The organism is Streptomyces sp. NPDC037401 (assembly GCF_055602345.1).
This window is the reverse complement of sequence record NZ_JBVJWO010000012.1, coordinates 92,919-116,329: the sequence shown is the minus strand read 5'-3', so window position 1 is coordinate 116,329 and position 23,411 is coordinate 92,919. Positions and strand designations below refer to the sequence as shown.

Annotated in this window: 19 protein-coding genes and 1 pseudogene; 8 read left to right on the top strand and 12 right to left on the bottom strand. The window is 73.5% G+C overall.

All coding sequences use genetic code 11. The annotated features are described in order from the left end of the window. Position 1 precedes the first annotated feature (1 nt). Positions 2–670: a TetR/AcrR family transcriptional regulator gene (locus ACZ7H1_RS14995; protein ID WP_470786813.1), complete on the top strand. Its 669-nt coding sequence runs from the start codon at positions 2–4 to the stop codon at positions 668–670. 83 nt (positions 671–753) lie between these two features. On the opposite strand, the gene ACZ7H1_RS14990 is transcribed toward ACZ7H1_RS14995, so the two are convergent. The 8 genes from ACZ7H1_RS14990 to ACZ7H1_RS14955 all read right to left on the bottom strand — a co-directional run bounded on the left by ACZ7H1_RS14990 (position 754) and on the right by ACZ7H1_RS14955 (position 12,466). Beyond that, on the bottom strand, positions 754–1,833 hold the full coding sequence (locus ACZ7H1_RS14990; protein ID WP_470786811.1) for a Zn-dependent alcohol dehydrogenase: 1,080 nt from the start codon (positions 1,831–1,833) through the stop codon (positions 754–756). Positions 1,834–1,859: 26 nt separating this feature from the next. Then, positions 1,860–3,272: an aldehyde dehydrogenase family protein gene (locus ACZ7H1_RS14985; protein WP_470786809.1), complete on the bottom strand. Its 1,413-nt coding sequence runs from the start codon at positions 3,270–3,272 to the stop codon at positions 1,860–1,862. A gap of 80 nt (positions 3,273–3,352) precedes the next feature. Next, entirely contained in the window at positions 3,353–4,834 is a 1,482-nt protein-coding gene (locus tag ACZ7H1_RS14980) for a CitMHS family transporter (RefSeq protein WP_470786806.1), read from the bottom strand. A 131-nt stretch (positions 4,835–4,965) separates the two neighbouring features. Then, entirely contained in the window at positions 4,966–7,305 is a 2,340-nt protein-coding gene (locus ACZ7H1_RS14975; protein WP_470786804.1) for a molybdopterin-dependent oxidoreductase, read from the bottom strand. A 22-nt stretch (positions 7,306–7,327) separates the two neighbouring features. Beyond that, positions 7,328–7,945 (bottom strand): TetR/AcrR family transcriptional regulator, encoded by a 618-nt coding sequence (locus ACZ7H1_RS14970; RefSeq protein ID WP_470787000.1) that lies wholly within the window; start codon positions 7,943–7,945, stop codon positions 7,328–7,330. An 11-nt stretch (positions 7,946–7,956) separates the two neighbouring features. After that, positions 7,957–9,252, bottom strand: coding sequence for a hypothetical protein (locus ACZ7H1_RS14965; protein WP_470786998.1), 1,296 nt, complete (start codon positions 9,250–9,252; stop codon positions 7,957–7,959). Positions 9,253–9,311: 59 nt separating this feature from the next. Further along, positions 9,312–10,244 carry a cupredoxin domain-containing protein gene (locus ACZ7H1_RS14960; RefSeq protein ID WP_470786803.1) on the bottom strand — a complete coding sequence of 311 codons (933 nt, stop codon included), beginning with the start codon at positions 10,242–10,244 and terminating at the stop codon, positions 9,312–9,314. Continuing rightward, a complete protein-coding gene (locus tag ACZ7H1_RS14955) occupies positions 10,241–12,466 on the bottom strand; it encodes a right-handed parallel beta-helix repeat-containing protein (protein ID WP_470786801.1) in 2,226 nt (741 codons plus the stop codon). The genes ACZ7H1_RS14960 and ACZ7H1_RS14955 overlap by 4 nt, the downstream gene beginning before the upstream one ends. 140 nt (positions 12,467–12,606) lie before the next feature. Between ACZ7H1_RS14955 and hmgA the strand changes: the two genes are divergently transcribed. Then, on the top strand, positions 12,607–13,929 hold the full coding sequence (hmgA, locus tag ACZ7H1_RS14950) for a homogentisate 1,2-dioxygenase (RefSeq protein WP_470786799.1): 1,323 nt from the start codon (positions 12,607–12,609) through the stop codon (positions 13,927–13,929). Between the two features lie 48 nt (positions 13,930–13,977). Next, positions 13,978–14,727, top strand: a complete 750-nt coding sequence (locus ACZ7H1_RS14945; protein ID WP_470786797.1) for a GntR family transcriptional regulator — start codon at positions 13,978–13,980, stop codon at positions 14,725–14,727. Between the two features lie 68 nt (positions 14,728–14,795). On the opposite strand, the gene ACZ7H1_RS14940 is transcribed toward ACZ7H1_RS14945, so the two are convergent. Beyond that, positions 14,796–14,948, bottom strand: coding sequence for a hypothetical protein (locus ACZ7H1_RS14940; RefSeq protein WP_470786795.1), 153 nt, complete (start codon positions 14,946–14,948; stop codon positions 14,796–14,798). Between the two features lie 98 nt (positions 14,949–15,046). On the opposite strand from ACZ7H1_RS14940, the gene ACZ7H1_RS14935 reads away from it, so the two are divergent. Beyond that, complete coding sequence (locus tag ACZ7H1_RS14935; protein ID WP_470786793.1) at positions 15,047–16,207, top strand: type ISP restriction/modification enzyme; 1,161 nt, start codon at positions 15,047–15,049, stop codon at positions 16,205–16,207. A 13-nt stretch (positions 16,208–16,220) separates the two neighbouring features. On the opposite strand, the gene ACZ7H1_RS14930 is transcribed toward ACZ7H1_RS14935, so the two are convergent. Continuing rightward, positions 16,221–16,970, bottom strand: a complete 750-nt coding sequence (locus ACZ7H1_RS14930) for a TetR/AcrR family transcriptional regulator (RefSeq protein ID WP_470786791.1) — start codon at positions 16,968–16,970, stop codon at positions 16,221–16,223. A 64-nt stretch (positions 16,971–17,034) separates the two neighbouring features. Here ACZ7H1_RS14930 and ACZ7H1_RS14925 point away from each other — a divergent pair, with 64 nt between their 5' ends. The 3 genes and pseudogenes from ACZ7H1_RS14925 (at position 17,035) to ACZ7H1_RS14915 (ending at position 20,068) form a co-directional block, all read left to right on the top strand. After that, complete coding sequence (locus ACZ7H1_RS14925) at positions 17,035–17,988, top strand: ATP-binding cassette domain-containing protein (RefSeq protein ID WP_470786790.1); 954 nt, start codon at positions 17,035–17,037, stop codon at positions 17,986–17,988. Next, positions 17,985–18,762 (top strand): annotated as a pseudogene (locus ACZ7H1_RS14920) (ABC transporter permease). The gene ACZ7H1_RS14925 and the pseudogene ACZ7H1_RS14920 overlap by 4 nt, the downstream one beginning before the upstream one ends. Positions 18,763–18,796: 34 nt before the next feature. After that, positions 18,797–20,068, top strand: coding sequence for a CaiB/BaiF CoA transferase family protein (locus ACZ7H1_RS14915; protein ID WP_470786788.1), 1,272 nt, complete (start codon positions 18,797–18,799; stop codon positions 20,066–20,068). Between the two features lie 47 nt (positions 20,069–20,115). Here the strand turns inward: ACZ7H1_RS14915 and ACZ7H1_RS14910 are convergent, their stop codons facing one another. Beyond that, positions 20,116–20,382, bottom strand: a complete 267-nt coding sequence (locus tag ACZ7H1_RS14910; RefSeq protein ID WP_470786787.1) for a hypothetical protein — start codon at positions 20,380–20,382, stop codon at positions 20,116–20,118. 275 nt (positions 20,383–20,657) lie between these two features. Between ACZ7H1_RS14910 and ACZ7H1_RS14905 the strand changes: the two genes are divergently transcribed. Further along, on the top strand, positions 20,658–22,430 hold the full coding sequence (locus tag ACZ7H1_RS14905; RefSeq protein WP_470786785.1) for a serine/threonine-protein kinase: 1,773 nt from the start codon (positions 20,658–20,660) through the stop codon (positions 22,428–22,430). Here ACZ7H1_RS14905 and ACZ7H1_RS14900 read toward each other — a convergent pair. Next, a complete protein-coding gene (locus ACZ7H1_RS14900; RefSeq protein WP_470786783.1) occupies positions 22,414–23,223 on the bottom strand; it encodes an SGNH/GDSL hydrolase family protein in 810 nt (269 codons plus the stop codon). The two genes, ACZ7H1_RS14905 and ACZ7H1_RS14900, sit on opposite strands and share 17 nt — an antisense overlap. Between the last annotated feature and the right edge of the window lie 188 nt (positions 23,224–23,411).

The following is a 23,411-nucleotide window of genomic DNA, read 5'->3' as shown; positions in this document are numbered from 1 at the left end:
TATGTGCCGCATGGCCCGACCGCGCAAGCCCCTCCTGAGCAGAGACCTCATCGTCGAGGCGGCGGGCCGGCTGGTGGACTCCGAGGGGCTGGACGCCGTGTCGACCCGGCGGCTCGCGGCCGCGCTCGGCGTCAGCGGGCCCTCCCTGTACAACCACTTCCGCACCAAGGACGAGATCCTGGAGGCGGTCGCCGACGCGGTGAGCGCCCGGGTCGACCTGTCGATGTTCGACGAGGGCGACGGGCGCGACTGGCGGACGGCGCTCCGCGACTGGGCGCACTCCTACCGGGGCGCGCTGGCCGACCATCCGAACATCGTGCCGGTGCTGGCGCGCGGGCCGGGTCGGCGGCCGGCCGGGCTGCGGCTGGCGGACGCGGTGTTCGGGGCGATGACGGCGGCAGGCTGGCCGCCCGCACAGGCGACCCGGATCGGCGCGCTGATGCGGTACTTCATCCTCGGCTCGGCGGTGGCGTCGTTCGCCCGCGGTTTCGTGGACGACGAATCGGCCTACGATCCGTCGGACTATCCGCACCTGGGGCAGGCGCACCTGCTGGCAGAGCGGCAGCGGGCGGTGGACGAGGGCGCCTTCGAGACGGGTCTCACCGCGCTGCTGGACGGGCTGGGGCTGCAGTTCGAGGCGCTGGGCGGCAGCCGGCCCGGCCCCGCGTAGGGACCGGGCCGGGCCACCGCCCGCTCGATACCGCACCGCCGGGGAGGTCCCAGCGAGCGTCCCGGCGGACGCCCGGGCGGGGCCTAGAAGACGACCAGCGAACGCCCGCCCTTGCCCGCGATCATGGCGTCGAAGGCGGCCGGGATGCCGTCGAGGGTGATCCGGTCGGTGACCAGCGCGCCGAGGTCGAGGCGCCCGGCCCGGATGTGCTCGGCCAGGACCGGCAGGTCGCGGGCCGGGTCGCAGCTGCCGTAGACGCAGCCGGAGAGCGTGCGGGCGAAGTGGAAGATCTCCAGGGCGTGGAAGGTGACCTGCTGGTCCTTGCCGCCGATGCCGACGACCGTGGTGCGCCCGCCGCGCCGGGTGGAGTCCCAGGCGGTCCGGATGGTGTCGGCCCGCCCCACGCACTCCACCGCCACGTCGGCGCCCTGCCCGCCGGTCAGCGCGCGGATCTCCTTGGCGGTGGTCGCGGACGCCAGGACGAACTCGGTGGCGCCCGCCGCACGGGCGAGTTCCTCCTTGGCCGGGGACACGTCGACGGCGACGACCGGTCCGGCGCCGGCGATCCGCGCCGCCTGGAGGGCGGCGAGGCCCACTCCCCCGACGCCGAAGACGGCGACGGACTCGCCGGTGCGCACGCGGGCGCTGTGGTGCACGGCCCCGTATCCGGTGAGGACGGCGCATCCGAGCAGTGCGGCCTCGGCGAGCGGGATCCCTGCCGGTGCGGGCAGGACGCAGTTGGCCGCGACGACGGTCTCCTCGGCGAACGCCGCGACGTTCAGCCCCGGGTGCAGCGCGGTGCCGTCGGCGGTACGGGCGTACACGGCGCCCACGCCGGTCAGGGCCTCGGCGCAGAGCCAGACCTCGCCGATCCGGCAGTGGTGGCACTGTCCGCACGACGGGGCCCAGTTGAGCACCACGGCGTCTCCGGGGGCGACGTGGGTGACGCCCTCGCCGACGGCGAGGACCGTGCCCGCGCCCTCGTGGCCGAGGACGGCGGGGACGGGGACGCGCATGGTGCCGTTGGTGAGGGAGAGGTCGGAGTGGCAGACCCCGGCGGCGGCGAGCCGGACCCGGACCTGGCCGGGACCGGGGTCGGGCAGGACGATCTCCGCTATCTCGAGCGGGGCTCCGACAGCGGGCAGGATGGCGGCGCGGACCATGGTCGTCGTCTCCGTCTTTCCGGGGCTCAGAACTGCAGGGACTTGGTCTGGAGGTATTCGGCGAGGCCGTGCGGGCCCAGCTCCCTGCCCACACCGGACTGCTTGTACCCGCCGAAGGGCGCCTGCGGGTTGAAGCGGCCGCCGTTGATGTCGACCTGCCCGGTGTCCATCTTGCGGGCGAAGGCCACGGCGGTCTCCTCGTCGGCCGCCCAGACCGCGCCGCCGAGGCCGTAGACGGTGCCGTTGGCGATGCGCAGGGCGTCCCCCTCGTCCTCGTACGGAAGGATCGACAGGACCGGGCCGAAGATCTCCTCCTGCGCGATCGTCATCTCCGGCGTGACGTCCGCGAAGACGGTCGGGGCGATGAAGTAGCCGCGCTCGTGCGGGGCGTCGGGACCGCCCGCGACCAGGCGGGCGCCCTCCTCGGTGCCCCGGACGATGTACGCGCGCACCCGGTCCCGCTGCGTGGCGCTGACCACCGGTCCGAGGCGGGTGGCCGGGTCCCGCGGGTCGCCGACGGCATACTTGGCCACCGCGGCGGCGGCGAGGGCGACGGCTTCCTCGTACCGGTCGCGGTCGACCAGCATCCGGGTCAGGGCGTTGCAGCTCTGGCCGGCGTTGTTCATGACGTGTCCGACGCCGGTGGCGACGGCTTTGGCCAGGTCGGCCCCGGGCAGGATGACATTGGCCGATTTGCCGCCCAGTTCGAGGGCGACGCGCTTGATCGCGGCGCCGGCAGTGGCGCCGATCTGCCGGCCGACGGCGGTCGAGCCGGTGAAGGAGACGAGGTCGACGCCGGGGTGGGCGGCGAGCGCCTGCCCGGCGACCGGGCCGGTGCCGGTCACCAGGTTGAAGACGCCTGCCGGGACGCCGGCCTCGTGGACGGCCTCGGCGAAGAGCTGCGCCGTCAGCGGGGTGTCCTCGGCGGGCTTGAGGACGACGGTGCAGCCCGCCGCGAGTGCGGGTGCCACCTTGGCAACGATCTGGTGCAGCGGGTAGTTCCAGGGCGTGATGGCCCCGACGACCCCGACCGGCTCGAGAAGAACGGTGGAATTCCCGATCCGCTCCTCGAAGGCGTACCCGGCGGCCAGTTCGGCGTACGAGGAGGCCACCGCGACCGGCGCACCCACGTGCACCGCGTCGGAGAAGGCCAGCGGCGAGCCGAGCTCTGCCGTGACGGTCTCGGCGATCTCGCTCCTGCGCGCGAGGAGGATGTCGCGCAGGGCGCCGATCAGGGCTGCCCGCTGCGCCGGCGGGGTGGCGGCCCAGCCGGGGAAGGCGGCCCGCGCGGCCCGTACCGCGAGATCGACGTCCTCGGCCGTGCCGGCCGGGACACCGGCGATGACCTGCTCGTCGGCCGGGTTGACGACCTCGATCCGGTCCCGTCCGGCGGCAGGCCGCCATTCCCCGCCGATGTACATGCCGTCGTGGGCCTTCATCGCATTCCTCCCGAGCACGAGCGCGCCTGACCTCGCTGACACCCTACAAACTAGCGCCGATAGTTTTCTGCGCGCCAGGGTCAGATGATGCCGAAAAGCATCCCTGCCCCGAGGACGACCAGGGAGGTGAGGGCGGCCCACTTCACGGTGAAGCGGGTGTGGTCGCCGAATTCGACCTTGGCCATGCCGACGAGGACGTAGACGGCCGGAACCAACGGGCTGGACATGTGCAGGGCCTGGCCGACGAGCGAGGCGCGGGCGATCTCCAGCGGCGAGACGCCGTGGGCGGCACCGGCCTCGGCCAGGACGGGCAGCACGCCGAAGTAGAAGCCGTCGTTGGACATGAAGTACGTGAGCGGCAGGCTGAGCAGGCCCGTGACCAGGGCCATGTGCGGGCCCATGCCCTCGGGGATCGCGCCGACCAGCCAGTCGGCCATGTGCTTGACCATGCCGGTGCCGGTCAGCACACCCGTGAAGACGGCCGCGGCGAAGACCATGCCGGCGACGTTGAGCACGTTCTCGGCGTGGGCCGCGATCCGGGCCTTCTGCTCGGTCATGCGGGGGTAGTTGACGGTCAGCGCGAGCGCGGCGCCCAGCAGGAACAGCACCGGGATCGGCAGCAGCTCCATGATCATGGCGGTGAGCAGGGTCAGCGTGAGCCCGGCGTTGAACCAGTACAGGCGGGGACGCAGGGTGGCGCGGTTCGGGTCCAGGCCCTGGAATCCGGGCTCGGATTCGGACTCGCCCTCGTGCTCGGACTCGGACTTGTCCGTGACGGCGCCGGGCGCTCCGCCCGCGGCGGGGGCGGCGGAGCCCGTTCCGTCGCCGGTCCCGGTCGCGGTCCCGGTCGCGGCGGTTCCGGCCGTAGAGCCCACGAGCACGTCGCCGGAAGCGGCGGTGTCGGTGGTGGTACCGGTGGTGATCTCGGTGTCACTGCCGAGGGTGAGGGATCCGACCCGCCTGCGCTCGCGCAGGCCCAGGACGTACGCGAGACCGAAGACGAAGAGCAGGCCGACGGCGAGCGCCGGGATCATCGGGACGAAGATGTCCGCGGCGTCGAGCTTGAGCGCGGTCGCGGCGCGGGCGGTCGGCCCGCCCCAGGGAAGGGTGTTCATCACGCCGTTGGCCGTGGCGGCGACACCGGTCATCACGACGAGGCTGAGCCCGAGCCGCTTGTAGAGCGGGTACATGGCCGAAACCGTGATCATGAAGGTGGTGGAGCCGTCGCCGTCGAGCGAGACGATGGCGGCGAGCACGGCCGTGCCGACCACGACCCGCAGGGGATCCGCCTTGCAGAAGCGCAGAATGCCCCGGACGATCGGGTCGAAGAGGCCGACGTCGATCATCACGCCGAAGTAGACGATGGCGAACATCAGCATCGCGGCAGTCGGCGCGAGTTTGCCGACGCCTTCGATGACGTAGTCGCCGAGCTGCGCGCCCTGTCCGGCGACGACGCAGAAGAGTGCGGGGATCAGTACGAGTGCCGCGATCGGCGACATCTTCTTCATCATGATCAGGACCAGGAAGGTCGCGATCATGGCGAAGCCGAGAATGGTCAGCATGGAAGGAACCTCACGTTCGCCCTTGGATCCGCCACTCGGGGCTCCGGGCCTGGCGGTCCGGACGAACGTAGGTCCCGTCCAGTTGCGTTAACAAGACGTGAACTCGCGAGCAATACGAGCAAAAGCCCAGCTCAGGACAGGGGCTCCAGGGAGACGGGGAATCCGTTGAGCACGGCCGTCCCGGAGAGCGGGTCCAGCCGGCTGCCGTCGAGGAGCTGGTTGACGTTGGCGCCCGGCTCGGCCGAGGCCACCGCCAGCCGGGCTCCCGCACGGTCGTGTCCCCAGCCGTGCGGGAGGCTGACGACCCCGGTGCGCACGGCGTCGGTGACCTCGACGGGCACCTCCAGGCTGCCGCCTTCGGCGGTGACGCGGGCCCGCCCGCCGTCGGCCAGGCCGATGCGGGCCGCGTCCTCGGGGTGGACCTGGAGGGTGCAGCGGTTGGACCCGCCGACGAGGGCCGGGATGTTGTGGAGCCAGCTGTTGTTGGAGCGCAGGTGCCTGCGGCCGACGAGGACGAGGCCGGCGGGCCGCTCGGCCAGGGCGCGGCGCAGCCGGGGCAGCTCCTCGGCGATGGGGCCGGGGAGGAGTTCGATCCGCCCGCTGCGGGTGCGCAGCACTCCGGGGAGCCGGGGCTGCAGCGGGCCGAGGTCGATGCCGTGCGGACGGGCGAGCACCCGCTCCAGGTTCAGCCCGCCGTCGTCCCCCCTGCCGTCCCCGCCACCGTCCCCACTGCCGTGTGCGCTGCCGAACAGGTCGCCGTACGGGCCCAGGCGCAGCATCAGGTCGAGGCGGCGCTCGGGGCCGTTCTCGCCGGTGAGGCGGGCTGCGAGGGCTGCCGGGTCCTGTCCGTGGAGCGGGGAGTGCGGGGCGGAGACGGCCTTGGCGAGGGTCTGCTGCACGACCAGGTCGTCGACGGCCCCGGGGGCGGTGCCGTGCATGCCGGTGGCGGCGAGGATCAGCCGGGCGTGGATCTCGCATTCGTCGAGCCGCCCGTCCTGGAGCGGGACGGCGGGGCGGGTGTAGCGGACCTGGTTGCGGATGGCGAAGGCGTTGAACGCGAAGTCGTGGTGGGCGCTCTGGGAGGGCGGCGGCGGGGGCAGGACGACGTGCGCGTGGCGCGAGGTCTCGTTGAGGTACGGGTCGACGCTGACCATGAACTCCAGGCCGGTCAGGGCCGCGTCGAGGCGCCGGCCGTCGGGTGCGGACAGCACGGGGTTGGCGGCGATGGCGACGACCGCCCTGATCTGCCCCTCCCCCGGGGTCTCGATCTCCTCGGCGATTGCGGCCAGGGGCAGTTCGCTCTTGGCCTCGGGGTGACCGCCGACCCGGCTGTGCCAGCGCCCCAGGGCGAAGCCCTTGCCCGGTCCGGCGGGGCGGGGGCGGGGCCCTGCGGCGGGCAGCGGGAACAGCGCCCCGCCGGGCCGGTCGAGGTTCCCGGTGAGGATGTTGAGGACGTCGACGAGCCAGCTCGCCAGCGTCCCGAACTCGACCGTGCAGCTGCCGATGCGCCCGTACACGGCGGCGGTGCGGGCGGCGGCGAGCTCGCGGGCGAGGGTACGGATCTCCTCGGCGGGGAGGTCGCAGGCCGGCGCGACGGCCTGGGGGGTGAACGCGCGCAGTGCCCCGTCGAGTTCCCCGAGGCCTTCGGTCAGCCCTTCGAGGGCTCCGGGCGCGGCGAGTTTCTCCTCGAGCAGGACGTGCGCGAGGGCGGCGAGGAGCAGGGCGTCGCTGCCGGGTCGGAGCGCGAGGTGGCGGTCGGCGAGCCGGGCCGTACGGGTGCGGCGCGGGTCGGCCACGACCAGGGTGCCGCCGCGGGAGCGCAGGGCCTTGAGACGGCCGGGGAAGTCCGGGGCGGTGCACAGGCTGCCGTTGGACTCGACCGGGTTGGCGCCGAGGAGCAGCAGGAAGTCGGTGCGGTCGAGGTCGGGGACGGGGATCGCCAGGGGGTCGCCGTAGAGGAGTCCGCTGGAGACGTGCTTGGGCATCTGGTCGACGGTGCTCGCCGTGAACAGGTTGCGGGTGCCCAGGGCCTGGAGCAGGAGGGGCGGATACAGGGCCCCGGCCATGGTGTGCACGTTGGGGTTGCCGAGCACCACGCCGACGGAGCCGGGGCCGTGGCGTGCGACGAGCGGGGGGAGGGCGTCGGCCACCGCCTGGAAGGCCTCGCCCCAGCCGGCCGTGCGCAGCCGTCCGCCGCGGCGCACGAGAGGGGTGGCGAGGCGGTCGGGGTCGCCGTCCACGGCCCCGAACGCGGCGCCCTTGGGGCAGATGAAGCCCTGGCTGAAGACGTCGTTCCGGTCGCCGCGGGCGCCGGTGACGGCCGCGCCCTGCACGGTGAGGGTGAGTCCGCACGTGGCCTCGCAGAAGGGGCAGATGCGCAGGGCGGTACGGGTGGTGGCGTCGGACACGGGTCCTCCCGGGGCGGCGGGCTGCGGCACGCGAGCGCCCCGAGCATACCGACCGGTAGGCATGGAGGGGAGGGGTGCGGCCCGCTCAGTCGAGGGAGCGCGCGAGGTAGGCGTGCATCATGGCGCGGGTCTCGTCGATCAGCTGCGGATCTCCCGACGGGTCGGCGCGGAAGGCCAGTTGGAGCAGGGCGTCGGTGGCCTCGACGGCGACGAGCACGGCCAGGCGGAGGGCGGCGTCAGGGGTGCGGCCGAGGTGCGCGCAGAGGAGTTCGGCGAGCCGGGCGGCGACGACGTGGTTGGCGTCCGCGGCCGCACTCTCCGGCGGGGCCGGCACGCCGAAGTCCACGAGGCCGAAGCCGGGGACGGTGCGCTTCATGGCGAGGTATTCGTCGAGCACGGCGTCCACGACGGGCCGCCAGTCGGTGGCCGGGAGGGTGGCGAAGCGCTCGGCGATGCCGTCGGCGTACCGGTCCAGGTTGCGGCGGGCGAGGGCGTCTGCCATCGCCCGCTTGTTGCCGAAGAACCGGTAGACCGAGCCGATGGGGACGCCCGCGCGCACGGCGACGGCCCGCGTGCTCAGGTTCTCGTAGCCGGTCTCGTCCAGCAGCTCGGCGCAGGCGTCGAGGATCCGGGCCAGGCGGTCCGCGCTGCGCTGCTGGACCGGGGCGCGGCGGAGTGGGTTGGCGGGAGGCACGGGGTCCATCATGCCGCTCCTCAGTTCAGGAGGAGGCTGAGCCCCCCGACGGTGTACGTGATCATCAGGATCAGCAGCGGCAGCTGCCCGGCCACCGCGCGGGCGGGCGGGAAGAGCCGGACCGAACGGTCGTGGGCGGCGACGACGCCGAGGACGTGGCCGGTGACGACGGCGGTGACCTGGAGGGCGGCGAGGGCGCCCGGACCCAGTGGGGAAGCGGCCGGGAGGGCGTTGTCAGTGCCGAGTGCCACCATGACGGTGCGTGGCCCTTCGGTCACGAAGAGGGAGAAGTAGTGGGCGGTCAGGTAGCCGAGCGCGATCGGCAGGAGGGAGTGGGCGAATGCGGTGAGGGGATGCGGGAGTGCGCCGGACACCAGGCGGGTGGCGGCGGCGCACAAGCAGTAGAGGAGGGCTACGAGGGTGACCGCGGCGAGGAGTCCGAGGGTGGCCGCGGGAGTGCGGCCGAGGGGGGAGGTCTGGACGGTGTCGATCCAGGCGGGGCTGTCGGAGAAGCCGTCGTAGGCGGTGGACCCGAGGAGTACGCAGACGGTGGCGACGAGGCCGGGCTGCTCGGGTGTGGCGTCGAGTCCGTGGAAGGGGTTGCGCAGGACGAGCCGGCCGTCGGCACGGCGGCCGAGGGGTGAGAGGCGGGCCAGGAGGGTCGAGTAGACCTCGAAGGCGTCGCCGTGGGCGAACCAGCGCTCGCCGTGGCGGGCGGCGAGTACGAGCTGGACGGCGGCGTAGGCGGCGAGGGCGGTCAGGAGGGTGGTGGTCGAGGCGGGATCGGGGGCGACGAGTTCGAGCCAGGTGAAGACGAACAGGCCGGCCGCGGCGGGCCAGAGGCCGAGGCGGGCCGGAAGGGGGCGGCCGGGCCCGGCAGCGGGCGCGCGGCGCAGGGCGCGGGAGGCGTGGGAGAGCAGGAGGTGCAGGGTGCGCAGGGGATTGAGGAGGCGCCAGACGGGGCCGAGGAGGAGGGAGGAGGGGACGAGGCCGACCCAGAGGAGGACGTAGACGGCGCCGGGCGCCGGATTGCGGTCCGGGTCGTCGGGGCCGAGGAGGAGGTGCAGGAGGACGGCGAGGAAGGCGGTCAGCCCGATCAGGCGGAGCGCGGCCCGGGTGGCGGGGGCGTCGGCGAGGCGCTCCGCGGCGGCGGGCAGCGGGCGGCCGGAGCGGTCCCCGCGGAACCGCGAGGCCGACCAGAGCAGGCCGAGGGCGAGGAAGGAGACGAAGAGGGCGGCGAAGGCTCCCGCGAAGGCATAGAAGGGGGAGATGGGCAGGTCGTGCTGCGAGCCGACCCCGTGGGCGAGCGGCGACAGGGGAGACAGCGGTGTGACGGGCCCGGTGGCGGCGGCCGGCACCCCGGTCGCGGGCGCCGTCACCGCACCACGAGCTGGGTCAGGACCAGGTCCGTCGTGTGGGTCTCGACTTCGAAGAGGCCGGTCCGGTCCACGGTGAGCACGAGGGTGGCGGGCTCACCGGCGGGCAGGGGCAGTTCCTCGTCGTAGCCGTGGACGTGCAGGGTGTCCGCGCGGTCGCTGGTGACGCGGAGCGCCACGCGCTGGCCGCGCTTGAGCTCGACGCGGCCGGGGGCGGGGGTCACCTTGCCCCGGCGGACGGTGACGGTCACGGTCCGGTCGGCCCCGACGACGGAGCCGGGCTCGGAGCCGGGGTCGGGTGCGCCCGGGTCGGGAGCGCCAGGGTCGGGAGCGCCAGGCGTGGGGGTGCCGTGGGCATGGCCGGTCCCGGGACCGCCGGTCGCCGGGGTGAGGCGGGCGCCCGCCTCTACGGGCTTGCCGTCCACGGCCCAGGCGGTGTGGTCGTCGGCGTAGAGGCGGACGGTCAGATCGTGCGTGCCCTTGGGCACCTGCGCGGCCGGCAGGTGGTACCAGGGGCCGTACAGGCGGGCCAGTTTGCGGCCGTCGAGGAAGAGGTGGGCGTGCCCGGCGCCGGCGAGGGCGGCGCCGCCGGCGCTGTCCGGGGTGAAGCGGAAGTTCCGGACGGCGAGCTGGAGGTTCCATCCGTCCTCGGTGTCGGGGCGGACGGTGAGCCGGACCTCCGGCGCGCCCGCGGCCGGGACCTGCCGGAGCCGGTGGCCAGAGCCGTCCCCGGCGGTGAGCAGGGTGCCGGCGCGTCCGGATGCCTGTTCGTGGCTGGTGCCCGGCTTGTGGTGGGTGGTGGCCCGGCCACCGCAACCGGCGGCGCCGGCCGCGGCGAGGACGACTGCGGCGGCGAGTGCCGCGGTGCGCCGGGCCGTGCGGCAGGGAGCGGTGCGGTGGGGAGCGGTGCGGGCCTGGGGCGGGCGGCTCATTCGGCACCGTCCCCGGTGCGCTGCCCGGTGCCGGGCCCCGCCGCGCCCGGCGTCCCCTCCCCCGCGGGGCCTGCCTTCCCCTCCCCTTCCGCCGTCCCCGCCTCTCGCTTCGGAGCGGCGGGGCCGGCGGGGACCGGTTCACGAACCTCGCCGGCGGAACCGCCGGGGCCGTCGGTACCGCCGGCTCCCGGCCGGGCCGGGGTGCGGCCGGCGTCGGGGCGGGCGGCCGCGATGACGGCCCACACCACCCAGACCAGGGCCAGCAGGCCGCGGAACCACGCGGGGCTCAGCGGAATCCACGGGATCATCAGGACGGCCTTGTCGAAGGCGTCCAGCAGGGTGAGTGCGCCCAGGACGAGGGTGGTGCGGCCGAGCCAGGGGCGTTCACGGCGCAGGACCAGTCCGGCGCCGGTCCACCAGACGCCGAGGAGGAGCAGTGCGAGCGCCGGTACGAACGTGCCGGCGAGCGCGGTGGTGGATCCGGCCACGTCCAGGGCCAGTCCGGCCGCGCCCAGGACCGTGCACAGGGTCCCGAGCCGGTCCCCGCACAGCCGGCGCCACCACAGCACCCCGCCGACGAGGGCCAGTACCGCGGCGACGGCCAGGGCGAGCTGGGTCTCGACCCGCTCCAGGCCGCGGGCCCCGTACCAGTCGCAGCCTGCCGGGAGGCGGCGCGCCTGGACGTTGTAGTCGGCGCAGACGAGCAGCTGGACGAGCTTGACCGGCTCGCCGGCGAGCCGGGCGGAACCGCCCGACAGGTCTCCGCGCCGGTCGCCGCACTGCGGCAGGGTTCCCGGGGTGGATCCGTCGGGCCCGTCCTGCCAGCAGTTCTCCTTGCCCTGGCCGTCCCACCAGACGTCCATGCCGTTGGGGCGGGACGCGCCGGCCTTGTCCTTGCCGAGGACGTTGTCGGCGTACCGGTTGTGGTGGGAGGTGTCGGCCTGCTTGGACCAGGCCTCCTCGCCGCGGATGAAGGCGGGGACGGCACTGAGGAAGAACGCGGCCCGCCGGTGTCCGTAGACCCAGTTGTTCTCGTAGATGTTCCAGTTGCCGCCCGCGGTGATGATGCCGGTGCCCGGGGGCATCGAGATCTGCGGGCAGACGACGCCCTGCTCGTAACCGCGCTCGACGGGCGCCTTGGCGCAGGTGCCGTCTGCGACGTACCGGTAGTAGTCCTGGTTGTTGTCGTGGATGTCGTTGCGCTCGAACTTGGCGTGGTTCTGCGGGAGTCCGGGGTGTCCGGGGAAGGCGCTGTCCATGGAGGCGCCGCCCATGTTGTGGTCGAACTCGTTGTCGTGGACCCAGACGGAGTCGCCCGCCGTGCCGGAGTAGCCGACCATGTTGTGGTGGCTGCGGCAGTTCGTGATCTCGATGGAGTACCGCGGGACCTCGTAGCCGCGGCCCTCGTTGATGTTCGAGGCGCTGCCCGGATAGATGCCGGAGTCGCCGTTGCCGTACGACTCGCAGTTCTTGTAGAGGCCGTGGTCGCTGGCGAAGGTCAGGAAGCCGTACTCGTCGTTCCAGCGGGTCAGGACGTCGTCGATGACGAAGCCGTCCGCTGCGAGCACGTACAGCGAGTTGAACGTGGTGCGCTGCGCGGTGAAGTTGCGGAAGTAGACGCCGTCGGACTTGTCCGCGCGGATCGCGTTCAGCTTCTGGTACTTGGCGTCGACGATCACGTCGAGGCGTGAGGCGCCGGTGCCTTCGATCTGCAGGTTCTTCTTGCCGAGGATGGCGACCAGGTTCTGGTTGTGGCGGCACTGCACCTGCTGCTCGTAGGACAGGATCTGGTAGCCGAGTGCGGAGTCCGGGGCCTTGAGCCGGGCGCACTCCCCCGCCGGCTTGGGCAGCGAGGGCTCTTCCTCGTAGAGGCCGGGGAGGACCGCGATGTTCATGCCGGGGCGGTCGACGGCGTCGACGGCCTGCTGGAGGTGCCGGTAGCCCTGCTTCACGCACCGCTCGAAGAGGGTGAGGTTGCGGGTGCGCAGGGCGTCGGGGAAGTCCGCGACGCGGCGCTCGAAGGCGGCGCGGTCGGTCTTGCAGACCAGCAGGTCGGGCTCGCCGGTCCGGTAGGCGGGTACGGAGCCGGAGCCGTCGGGGAAGGTGACGGGCCGCTCTTCGTGGGCCCGGGCCGCGGGTGCGGCGGCCATGAGGGCGACGAGGGCGAGGAGGGCGGCGAAGAGGGCCGCCGGCACGGCAGGAAACCTGCGGATCCACGACATGCGCGAGAGAGTAGAGCAATGTTCATCTTTTGAGAGCCCCTCGCGCACGGTCAATCGCACGGATTTCCGGACCGTTGACGGACGGGCCGCGGAATCCTACTGTCGACCATAGGATTCCTTCGGCAGATCGGGAGCGGGCAATGGGCGGCGGCAGCGAGCAGGCCAGGAAGACGGCGGAGGGGCTGGGGTACCTCACCGGATTCGGCAACGAGCACAGCTCGGAGGCCGTGCCGGGCGCCCTGCCGATCGGCCGGAACTCCCCCCAGCGCGCTCCTCTCGGCCTCTACGCCGAGCAGCTGAGCGGCAGCGCGTTCACCGAGCCGCGCACGCACAACCGCCGCTCGTGGCTCTACCGCATCCGTCCGTCGGCTGCGCACCCGCCGTTCGTCCGGATCGACAACGGCTCCGTGCGCACCGGGCCGTTCACCGAGACGGTGCCCGACCCGAACCGGCTGCGCTGGAACCCGCTGCCGGACCCGGCCCCCGGCACCGACTTCCTGGCCGGCCTGTGGACCCTCGGCGGTAACGGCGACGCGACCCAGCGGACCGGTATGGCGATCCACCTGTACGCCGCCAACGCCTCCATGACCGACCGGGTGTTCAGCGACTCGGACGGCGAGCTGCTGATCGTCCCGGAGCGCGGCGGCCTGCTGCTGCGTACGGAGTTCGGCCTGCTGCGCGCGGAGCCGGGTCACATTGCACTGATCCCGCGCGGCGTGCGCTTCCGCGTCGAGCTCCTGGACGCCGACGCCCGCGGGTACGTGTGCGAGAACTACGGCCAGCCGTTCGAGCTGCCGGGCCTCGGCCCCATCGGCGCCAACGGCCTCGCCGCCGCCCGGGACTTCCAGGCGCCGGTCGCCGCGTACGAGGACGTCGAAGGCCCGGTGGAGGTGGTGAACAAGTTCTGCGGGAACCTCTGGGCCGCGACCTACACCCACTCGCCCCTCGACGTGGTCGCCTGGCACGGCACGCACGTCCCGTACGTCTACGACCTGCACCGCTTCAACGTCATCGGCACTATCAGCTACGACCACCCCGACCCGTCGATCTTCACCGTGCTGACCTCGCCGTCGGACACCCCGGGCCTGGCGGGCGTCGACTTCGTCGTCTTCGCGCCGCGCTGGCTGGTCGGCGAGGACACCTTCCGCCCGCCGTACTTCCACCGGAACGTGATGAGCGAGTACATGGGCCTGATCGAGGGCGCCTACGACGCCAAGGCCGAGGGCTTCGTGCCGGGCGGCGGCTCGCTGCACAACATGATGTCCGCGCACGGCCCCGACCGGGAGACCTTCGACAAGGCCAGCGCCGCAGAGCTCAAGCCGCAGAAGATCGACGACGGTCTCGCGTTCATGTTCGAGACCCGCTGGCCGATCACCTCGACCGCCCAGGCCGCGTCCGCCGGGCACCTCCAGCGCGGGTACGACGACGTCTGGCAGGGACTGGAGCGTCACTTCCGCGCGTAGAGGGCCTAGCATTCCTGCACGTCGCCCCGCCCGTACGGAGAACACCGCGTGACCGCCTTCGCCCCCGACTCGCTGGTCCTGAACCGGAAGCTGCCCCTCTGGTACCAGGTCTCGCAGTCGTTGCGCGCCTCGATACTGGGGCGCACCCCGGACGCCTCGCTCCGGCTGCCCACCGAGGAGCAGCTCGCCGAGCACTACGGGGTGAGCGTGCTCACGATGCGCCAGGCCCTCAAGGAGCTGGAGCAGGAGGGGCTGATCAGCCGGCACCGGCGGCGCGGCACCTTCATCGAGCCGGGGGCGCAGCGCGGTGCGCCGGTGCGGCTGCTGGGCTCGGTCGACGCGATCGTGGCCCAGCAGTCGGGCGAGCGCACCACGGTGCTGGGGCACACGCGCGGGCCGGTGCCCGGGGAGCTCTCCGAGTACTTCCCGGGCATCGACGAGGTGGTCACGTACCGGCGGCTGCGGCGGGACGGGGAGACCGGCGAGCCCACGAACTGGGCGGAGAACGCCGTGCTCCCCGAGCTGGCCGCGGGCGTCGAGCTCGCGGACCTGGAGCGGTGGCCGATGACCAAGGTGCTGCGGGACGTGGTCGGCGTGCGGATCAGCCGGATCACGGACACGGTCGAGGCCCGGCTCGCCGACCCGGCGACCGCCGAGCTGCTGGACGTACCGCTCCTCAGCCCGATCCTGCACTACACCGGTGTGACGTACGACGAGGACGGACGGGTCGTGGACGTGGCCCGGATCCGGTACCGCGGCGACCGGTTCTCCTTCACGGTCACCGTCGACGCACACTGAGCCGCGTGGCCGCGCGGTGCGGGCACGGTCATGGGGCGCGGTGTTGTGTCACATGGCAGGTTGTACGGTCACGCGTCATCCTCCGCAGAGCGCTCGCCCTCCGCCTGGGAGGGAGTGGTGCGCAGGGTCTGGGGGTGCTTGGCCTCGGCCGGATCCGTGTCCTCGTCGAGCCGTTCCCCCTCGGCCTGCGACGGCGTCGTGTACTCGTTGTACTCGCTCATGTCGCCTCCTCGGTCGCCACGAGTGCCTCACTCGGAGCGTAGCGCTTCCGGCCGGTCCCGGCCCGGGCTCTTCGTGCCCCCGCGCACCACCGCCTACCATGCGTGCGGTGAGCGATGACACTCCGCTGCTCGACGATCTGATGCCCTGGTCGGTGTCCCCGATGCGGCTGGGCCGTTCCTGGGTGGTCGCGCCCGACGCGCGCACGCTGCGCACCCGCTGGGACGCGCTGGTGCGCGCCGAAGGGGCCGAGCGGGAACGGCTGTTCCGCCCGACCCGGCTGCGGAGCCCGCACAGCGGCGCGGCCGTACTGCCGGGCCAGCGGGCCGGCACCGCGCGGTTCTCGCAGTCCCCGGGGGAGTTCCCCGAGCCGGTGCGCGTCCTGTGCGAGCCCTTCCACGAGCAGTGGCTCCTGCCCGACCAGCGGCTGATCGACTCGGCGCGGCCGGAGCTGTGGCGGGTACGGGACGAGCACCAGCTGTACGTACGCGAGGACGCGGGATCCGTGCAGGTCACAGCTCACCTCCCGGCCGGGCGGGGCGGTAGGGTCCGGCCCCTGCACCGGCGTCCGGGCGGCGCGGAACCCAATCTCGCACCCGGTCTGACGGCAGTACTGGGTGACCTGTACCGGTGCTGGGTGACACCCGAGGACGTGCTGTGCTGGGTGCTGGCGGCCGGCCGGTCCGGCCCCGCCGGCCACGAGGTCCCGCTGCCCGCGGACCCGGAGCGCTGGCGGGCCGGAGTGCAGCTGGGCCACCGGCTGCTGACCGTACAGCTCGGCGGGGCACGCGGCGGCGAGGCGCCGAAACTGCCGGGAGGGCGCCGCCCGTACGTCCGCGCCGCGGTCCCGCCGCACCCCGCCGAGCCGGACCACGACCCGGAGGCGGAGGCGCTGCTGCTGGGGTCCGGGGTGATCTCGCCGGTCGCTTCGCAGGTGTGGGAATTCGAGCACGGCCGGGTGCGGGTGCTGGAACGGTGGTTCGCCGCGCGGACCGCGTACCGGGAGGCGGAGGGCCTGGCGGCCCTGGGCCCGGCGCAGTGGCCGCAGCAGTGGACCTCCGAACTGCTGGGCCTGATCACCACCCTGGCCCTGCTGGCGGACCTGGCTCCGGAGCGGGCCGCGCTGGACGTGGGGCCGCCGCTGGGCAGGGCCGCACTGCGGGCGGGGGGCGTACTGCCCGTACCGGCCGCCGCACGCCGCCCCGCGTCGGTGCTGGACCATCAGGAGGAGGGCCCCGAGGGGCAGTTCGTGCTCCTGTAGCCGGCGGACGCCGCTAGGGCGCGCCGTCCGCGGATCCCGGTGCGGCGTCCTGCTCGAAGGAGCCGAGCAGCCGGAGCAGCATGCGGTCGAAGACCACGTCCATGTCCTGCGGGGCCGCGCCCTCGGCCAGGACGGCCGCCAGCCGCGGGTACGCGCCCGCCGCGACCTGGCCCATGAGGTAGGCGCCGCGCACCGCCTGGTCCTGCTCCTCGGTCCACGGCAGCGTCCTGGTGCGCTCGGCCAGGGCCAGTTCGCCCGCGACGAAGGTCGTCACGAGTCCGTTGACCGAGGCGATCAGCTCCATCTTCTGTCCGGACGGCACGTTCAGGCCGTCCAGGCAGGTGAGCGAGTACTCGAGGTAGCGCAGGGCGTGCGGGCTGAAGCCGTGGACGGGCGAGAGCAGCCGCGGCAGCCAGGGGTGACGGTGCATCAGGGTCCGTGTCTGGCGCGCCAGGCCCAGCAGGTCGGCCCGCCAGTCGCCGGAGGGCTCGGCCGGGTAGGCGTACTCGCCGCTGACGGCGTCGACCATCAGCTCGTACAGGTCCTCTTTGCGCGGCACGTAGTTGTACAGCGACATCGTGCCCGCGCCGACGCCGGCGGCCACGCGCCGCATGGAGACGGCGTCGATCCCCTCCGCGTCCGCGATGCGCACCGCCTCCGCCGCGATCGACTCGCGGCTGTGCGCCGGGCGCGGTCCGCGGCCGGCGCGTTCCGGGCGGCTCCAGATCACCTCGGGTACAGCGGGACGCCCACTGGCAGTCATCGATCATCACCTCGCCACCCATCGTAGTTACGTACGCCGTACGTAGTGGGATAGGGTGGCGCCCATGATTACTACGTACGCTGTACTTAGTGAGGGTCTGGAGAAGAGGTACGGCGCCGTGCACGCCCTGCGCGGACTCGACCTCGCCGTGCCGGAGGGGACCGTCTGCGGGATCCTCGGACCCAACGGCGCGGGCAAGACCACGGCCGTCCGCATCCTCACCACCCTGACCGCGCCCGATGCCGGCTCGGCGCACGTTGCGGGGCACCATGTGACACGTGACCCTGCAGCGGTACGCCGCGCCATCGGGGTCACCGGCCAGTACGCCTCCGTCGACGGCGACTTGACCGGCCGCGAGAACCTCCGGCTGTTCGCCCGGCTGACCGGGGTGCGCGGCCGGGCGGCCCGGGGGCGCGCCGACGAGCTGCTGGAACGTTTCGGCCTGACCGCGGCCGCGGACCGCCCCTCGCGCACCTGGTCCGGCGGCATGCGCCGACGGCTGGACCTCGCCGCCGGGCTGCTGACCCGCCCGCGGGTGCTGTTCCTCGACGAGCCGACCACCGGACTCGACCCGCGCAGCCGCAACCAGGTTTGGAACGCGGTACGGGCACTGGCCGACGAGGGCGCCACCGTCCTGCTGACGACCCAGTACCTGGAGGAGGCGGACCGGCTCGCCGACGACATCGTGCTGATCGACCGGGGCAGGGCCACCGAGACCGGGACCCCGGCCGCCCTCAAGGCGCGGATCGGGTCCTTCGCCGAGGTCGCCGTCCCCGAGGGCACCGAACCGGCCGCGGCGGCAGCCGTGCTGGACCGCCTGACCGGCGCCGAGCCGGTCATCGACCGCGAGCGCCGGACCGTCGGCGCCGTGGCCTGCGACCCCTCGCTCACCCTCCCGCGCATCATCCGCGCCCTGGACGACGCCGGGGTACCGGTGGTGGACGCGTCCCTGCGTCCACCCACCCTCGACGAGGTCTTCCTCCGCCTGACCACCACTGCCGGGGAACGAGTGGCATGAGCAATGTGCTGTACGAGGGTACGGCGGTACTGGGCCGCCAGCTCCAGCGGGCGAAGCACGCGCCCGCCCTTCTGATCATGACCCAGACCATGCCGATCACGATGCTGCTGTTCTTCGGCTACGTCTTCGGCAGCGCGCTCGCGATGCCCGGCGCGGAGTACCGGGAGTTCCTGGTGCCCGGACTGCTCGCGGCGACCGCCGCGAACGGCCTGATGACCGGCATGTTCACGGCCGCGCAGGACGCCCACCGCGGCGTGATGGACCGTTTCCGCACGCTGCCGATGAGCCGCGCCGCGGTACCGCTCGGCCAGACCGCGGCCGATCTGCTGACCACCGCCGCGGGCATGGTCCCGCTGATCCTGGTGGGCCTCGCGGTCGGCTGGCGCATCGAGAGCGGGATCCCGGGCGCGCTCGGCGCCTTCGGCGTGCTGCTGCTGTTCCGCTTCGGCACCGCCTGGGTCGGCACGTACCTCGGGATGATCGCGCCGAGCGAGGAGGCGGCCGGCCAGCTGGGCAGCGCCACCTTCGTGCTGCCGCTGCTGTCCAGTGCGTACATCCCCACCGGCGGGCTGCCCGGCTGGGTCCGCTTCCTCGCCGAGTGGAACCCGATCAGCGCGGTGGCCACGGCCGTGCGGGAACGCCGGCGCGGAAGCCGCGCCGGGCGCGGCGTGGCCGGCCGCCCACCCGGTCGCGGCGGCCCTGTGCTGGTCGCTCGTCCTGCTGGGAGTGTTCGTGCCGCTCGCCGCGCGCCGGTTCGCACGCGGCCGGGGGTGACAAGACGGGGTCCGAGCGGATAGGTGTGCTTGTCATGCACTCCGACACGCACCCCACGGACCCGCACCCCACGGACCCGCACCCCTCGGACCCGCACCCCTCGGACCCGCACCCCTCGGACCCGCTCCCCCTCGACGGGGTCACCGTCGTCGCCGTCGAGCAGGCGGTCTCGGCGCCGTTCGCCACCCGCCAGCTCGCCGATCTCGGCGCCCGGGTGATCAAGATCGAGCGCCCGGACGGCGGCGACTTCGCGCGCGGCTACGACACGGCGGCGGCGGGACTCGCCTCCCACTTCGTGTGGGCGAACCGGGGCAAGGAGTCGGTGGCCCTCGACCTCAAGGATCCGCGGGGGCGGGAGCTGGCCGGCCGGCTGGTGGCGGACGCGGACGTGTTCGTACAGAACCTGGCCCAGGGGGCCGCGGCCCGGCTGGGGCTCGACGCCGCCACGCTGTGCGCCCGGCACCCCCGCCTGGTGGCGGTGGACATCTCCGGCTACGGCGCCGTCGGTCCGTACGCGCACAAGAGGGCGTACGACATGCTGGTGCAATGTGAAGCGGCACTCGTCTCGGTGACGGGCACACCGGACCAGCCCGTCAAGGCGGGGATCCCCGCCGCCGACATCGCCGCCGCGATGTACGCGTTCTCGGGTGTTCTTGCAGCGCTGCTCCGGCGGGGCACGACCGGCCGGGGCGGCCCGGTGGAGGTGTCGATGCTCGACGCGCTCGCCGAGTGGATGGGACATCCGCTGCACCACACGATGCACGGCGGCGCCCAGCCGGTGCGGACCGGCCTCGCACACGCCGTGATCGCGCCCTACGACGCCTACCCGACGGCCGGCGGCGGCCGGGTGCTGCTGTCCGTGCAGAACGACCGGGAATGGCGGCGCCTCGCCGAACAGGTCCTGGAGGAACCGGAGCTGGCCGACGATCCGGCGTACGCGACGAACGCGGCACGGACCGCGAACCGGGAGCGGACCGATGCGGTGGTGGCGAAGGCCCTGGGAGGCCTGGACGCCGACGAGGCCGTCGCCCGCCTCGAGGGTGCGGGAATCGCCTGCGCACGCCTCAACTCGGTCGCGGAGCTGGCCGGACACCCCCAGCTCGCGGCACGGGACCGCTGGCGGGAGGTGGATTCGGCGGCAGGCCCGCTGCGCGCACTGCTGCCGCCGATCGTGCTGCCGGGTGGACCGGAGGCGCGGATGGGTGCAGTACCGGCACTCGGCGAACACACCGGTACCGTCCTGCGCACCCTGGGGATGACGGACGCGCAGATCGACGGACTACGCCGGGACGGTGTGATCGCCTGAGGCCTGGGGACGGGACCGGGTGTGGCCGGGAAGGTGCCGGGACTGGGTCAGTGGCGGCTGCCGAAGAGCGAGCGCCGCAGCCGGCGCAGCGGGGCGAACAGCGACACGCGCGCGCTCCGGCTCCGGTGGACGTGCGTGTGGTCACGCGACGTCAGCTCGCGCATCAGCAGGGTGGCTTCGGCCGCCTCGCGCTGCGGGACGGCGGGGCCGCCCAGCACGGCGAGGTGGCGGTCGAGCCGCGAACTGGTCGCGCTGCTTCCGCAGGTGATGGCAGGCACGCGTGGCGGCCTGCTGCGCATTGCTATCTGTTCCATGTCTCTCCCCACCCGTACGAGGGCACCCGGCCCGGGCAGGTTAACCCTATCGCCCTCTCGGCGCAGTCGGGTATCCCGGGAGGGTGATTTGGCCGTCACCGCACCACAATTGACGGTTACTTACCGAAGTCGACCGCTACTCTCCGCGCCCACACGGCGCCCGGGGGGGCGCTCGCGCCGAATCAGGGGCGCCCGCGGGACAGTTGTGTACGCGCGGGCTGGCAAAAACCGCGCACTGGGCTAACTTGAAGTGATCGCCCGATTGCGTTGCGCGGATGGGGGGCTCCGTGACCGGAGTGCCGAGCGGTGAGCGTGTGGTCTCGGGCCGGTACCGGCTCCTGGACCGGCTGGGCCAGGGCGGCATGGGTACGGTCTGGCGCGCGCGGGACGAGCTCCTGGGCCGCGAGGTGGCCGTCAAGGAAGTGCGGGCCCCGGCCGGGCTCGACGATTCCGAGGTGCGCCGGATGTACGCCCGCCTGGAGCGGGAGGCCTGGGCCGCGGCACGCGTCTCGCACCGCGGGGTGGTGACGGTGTACGACGTGGCGTCCGAGGACGGACGGCCGTGGATCGTGATGGAGCTGGTGCGCGGGCTGTCGCTCGCGGACGTGCTCGCCGCCGAAGGGCCGATGACCCCGCAGCGGGCGGCGCACATCGGGGAGCAGGTGCTGGCGGCGCTGCGGGCCGCGCACGACGCGGGCGTGCTGCACCGGGACGTGAAGCCCGCCAACGTCCTCATCGCCAACGACGGCCGGGTGGTGCTGAGCGACTTCGGGATCGCCCGCCTGGAGGGCAGCTCGTCGCTCACGATGACCGGCGAGGTGATCGGGTCCCCCGAATTCCTGGCCCCTGAACGGGCGTTGGGACGCACACCGGGCCCCGAGTCCGACCTGTGGTCGCTCGGCGTCATGCTGTACGCGGCGGTCGAGGGGGTCTCGCCCTTCCGGCAGGACACGCCGCTGAGCACGCTGCGGGCCGTGGTGGACGAGGAGCTGCCGCCGCCGCGCGGGGCGGGCGCGCTGCTGCCCGTACTGGAAGGACTGCTGCGCAAGGACCCGGCCGAGCGGCTGTCGGCGGCGGAGGCCGCCCGGATGCTGCGGGTCGTCGGCGCGGGCGGGGCGGTACGGGCCACCGGCGGCCCGGTCGCGGGGCCGGGGCACACCGTGGTGAGCCGGGACGGCGGCGCGGCGGCCGGGGGCGGGGACGGCGGCGGGGACACGGTGCCGGGCGGAGCGTACGGCCCGTACCCGCCGACGGAGTCCGGCCGGCTGCCGGAGCCGGGCCCGGGGGCGGGCACCGGGGGCGGCCGGAGCCGCGGCCGGGCCGGGGTGGTGCTGGCCGCGGGGATCCTCGCGCTGGTGCTGGCCCTCGGGGCGCTGGCGTGGGTGCTGCTCGAGAACGGTGACGGCGCGGGGAGGGACAACGCGGGCGGGTCCGGCAAGGCTCCCTCGGCGTCCGGGTCCGCCGGTGCCGGGACCGGGGGCGAGACGGGAGGCGGGACGGGAGGCGGGCAGACGGCGCCGGGGGCCGGGGACTCCCCCGGTACGGGCGCCGCCGCGACGGCGACGGGCGGCAACCCGCCGGCTTCGCCGCACCCCGCGCAGACGGTCCGGGTCGAGGTGCACACGGAGCGCGCGCACCACACGGGTGCGTGCCCGCCGACCGCGGAGACGGCGCCGCAATTCTCGGGGGTGATCGAGGTGGGACGTGCACCGGCGCGCGTCGAGTACCGGTGGGCCGTCCGCAGCGAGGCGGATGCGGCCGCGGGCTGGCGGACCGTGGAGGTCGCCGCGGGGGACGGTGGAAGCGCGGGCGTCCAGCACGTAGAGCACACCGTGCTCGACCACCACCCCGACGGGGTGCTGGAGGACGCGGTACGGCTGGAGGTGCGGTCACCGGTGACAGTGCAATCTCACTGGGCGCGGTACACCGTCACATGTGAAGAGGCCCCGACGGGCGAGGCCTCCCCTTCCTACGGGCCGAGTCCGAGTGTGGCGGACCCGGGTGCTGCGGACCCGAGCGCTGCGGGCGGGCTCACGCCGCCGATGTGAAGGCGGGCAGGTAGCCGCCGGACTGGCCGTTGGCGGTGGGGTGGTACGAGTCCCCGATGTTGAGCCAGTTCACGCTGTGCAGCCACGCGTTGCCGGAGCAGATCTCGTGGCCCGTGAAGGTCCCGACGACGGAGGAGAAGGCGAAGCCGTGGTCGCGGGCGCGCTTGTCGGTCGCGGTGTTGAGGTGGTCGGCCGCGCCGTTGATGGCCGCCCGCTCGGTCTCGGACAGCCCGGTGGTGCAGCTGCCGCCCAGTTTGTAGAAGCGGGGGTAGCCGAGCACGACCACGCGGGCGTTGGGTGCCTTGGCGCGGATGGCGCCGTACACGCTGTCGAGCTTGCCGGGCAGGGTGTTGTCGACGTACGCCTTCGCCTGGGCGATCCGGCTGAGGCAGGTGGATTCGGACTGGAGCACACAGGTCGTCATGACGTCGGCGAATCCGGCGTCGTTGCCGCCGATGGTGATGCTGACGAGGTCGGTTTCGGAGTTCAGCGGGCCGAGCTGGCCCGCCGTGACATCACCCGTACGGGCGCCCGAGCAGGCGGTGAAGGCGAACGAACCGGGGGAATGGGCGTTCTTCCAGAGGACCGGATAGGCCTTGGTACTGCGCTTGCAGTTGCCGCTGGCGCTGTCGTAGCTGCCGGCTCCCACGCCGGACGAGTACGAGTCGCCGAGCGCCACGTAGCCGAAGGACGCGGCCGTTCCGGCCGCGTTCGCCGGGCCGGCGCCGAGCAGGGCGGCGGATCCGGCGAGGAGCAACGAGGTTGAGAATGCCGCGAATCGGGACAGTTTCATGGACCCTCCCTTAGCAGGTTTTCTGCCACATCCGTCGTATCGCCGACCCCGCAACCCCGGAAGTGTCCATGCCAAGAATGTTGGGTGAGGGGATGCCGCGGACGTGCGGGCGAACCTTCACGGGAGGGTGGTTTCGGAAGGGAAGTTCTACGGCCGAACCGGGGAAACCCGGGTGCGTACGGGCAGTT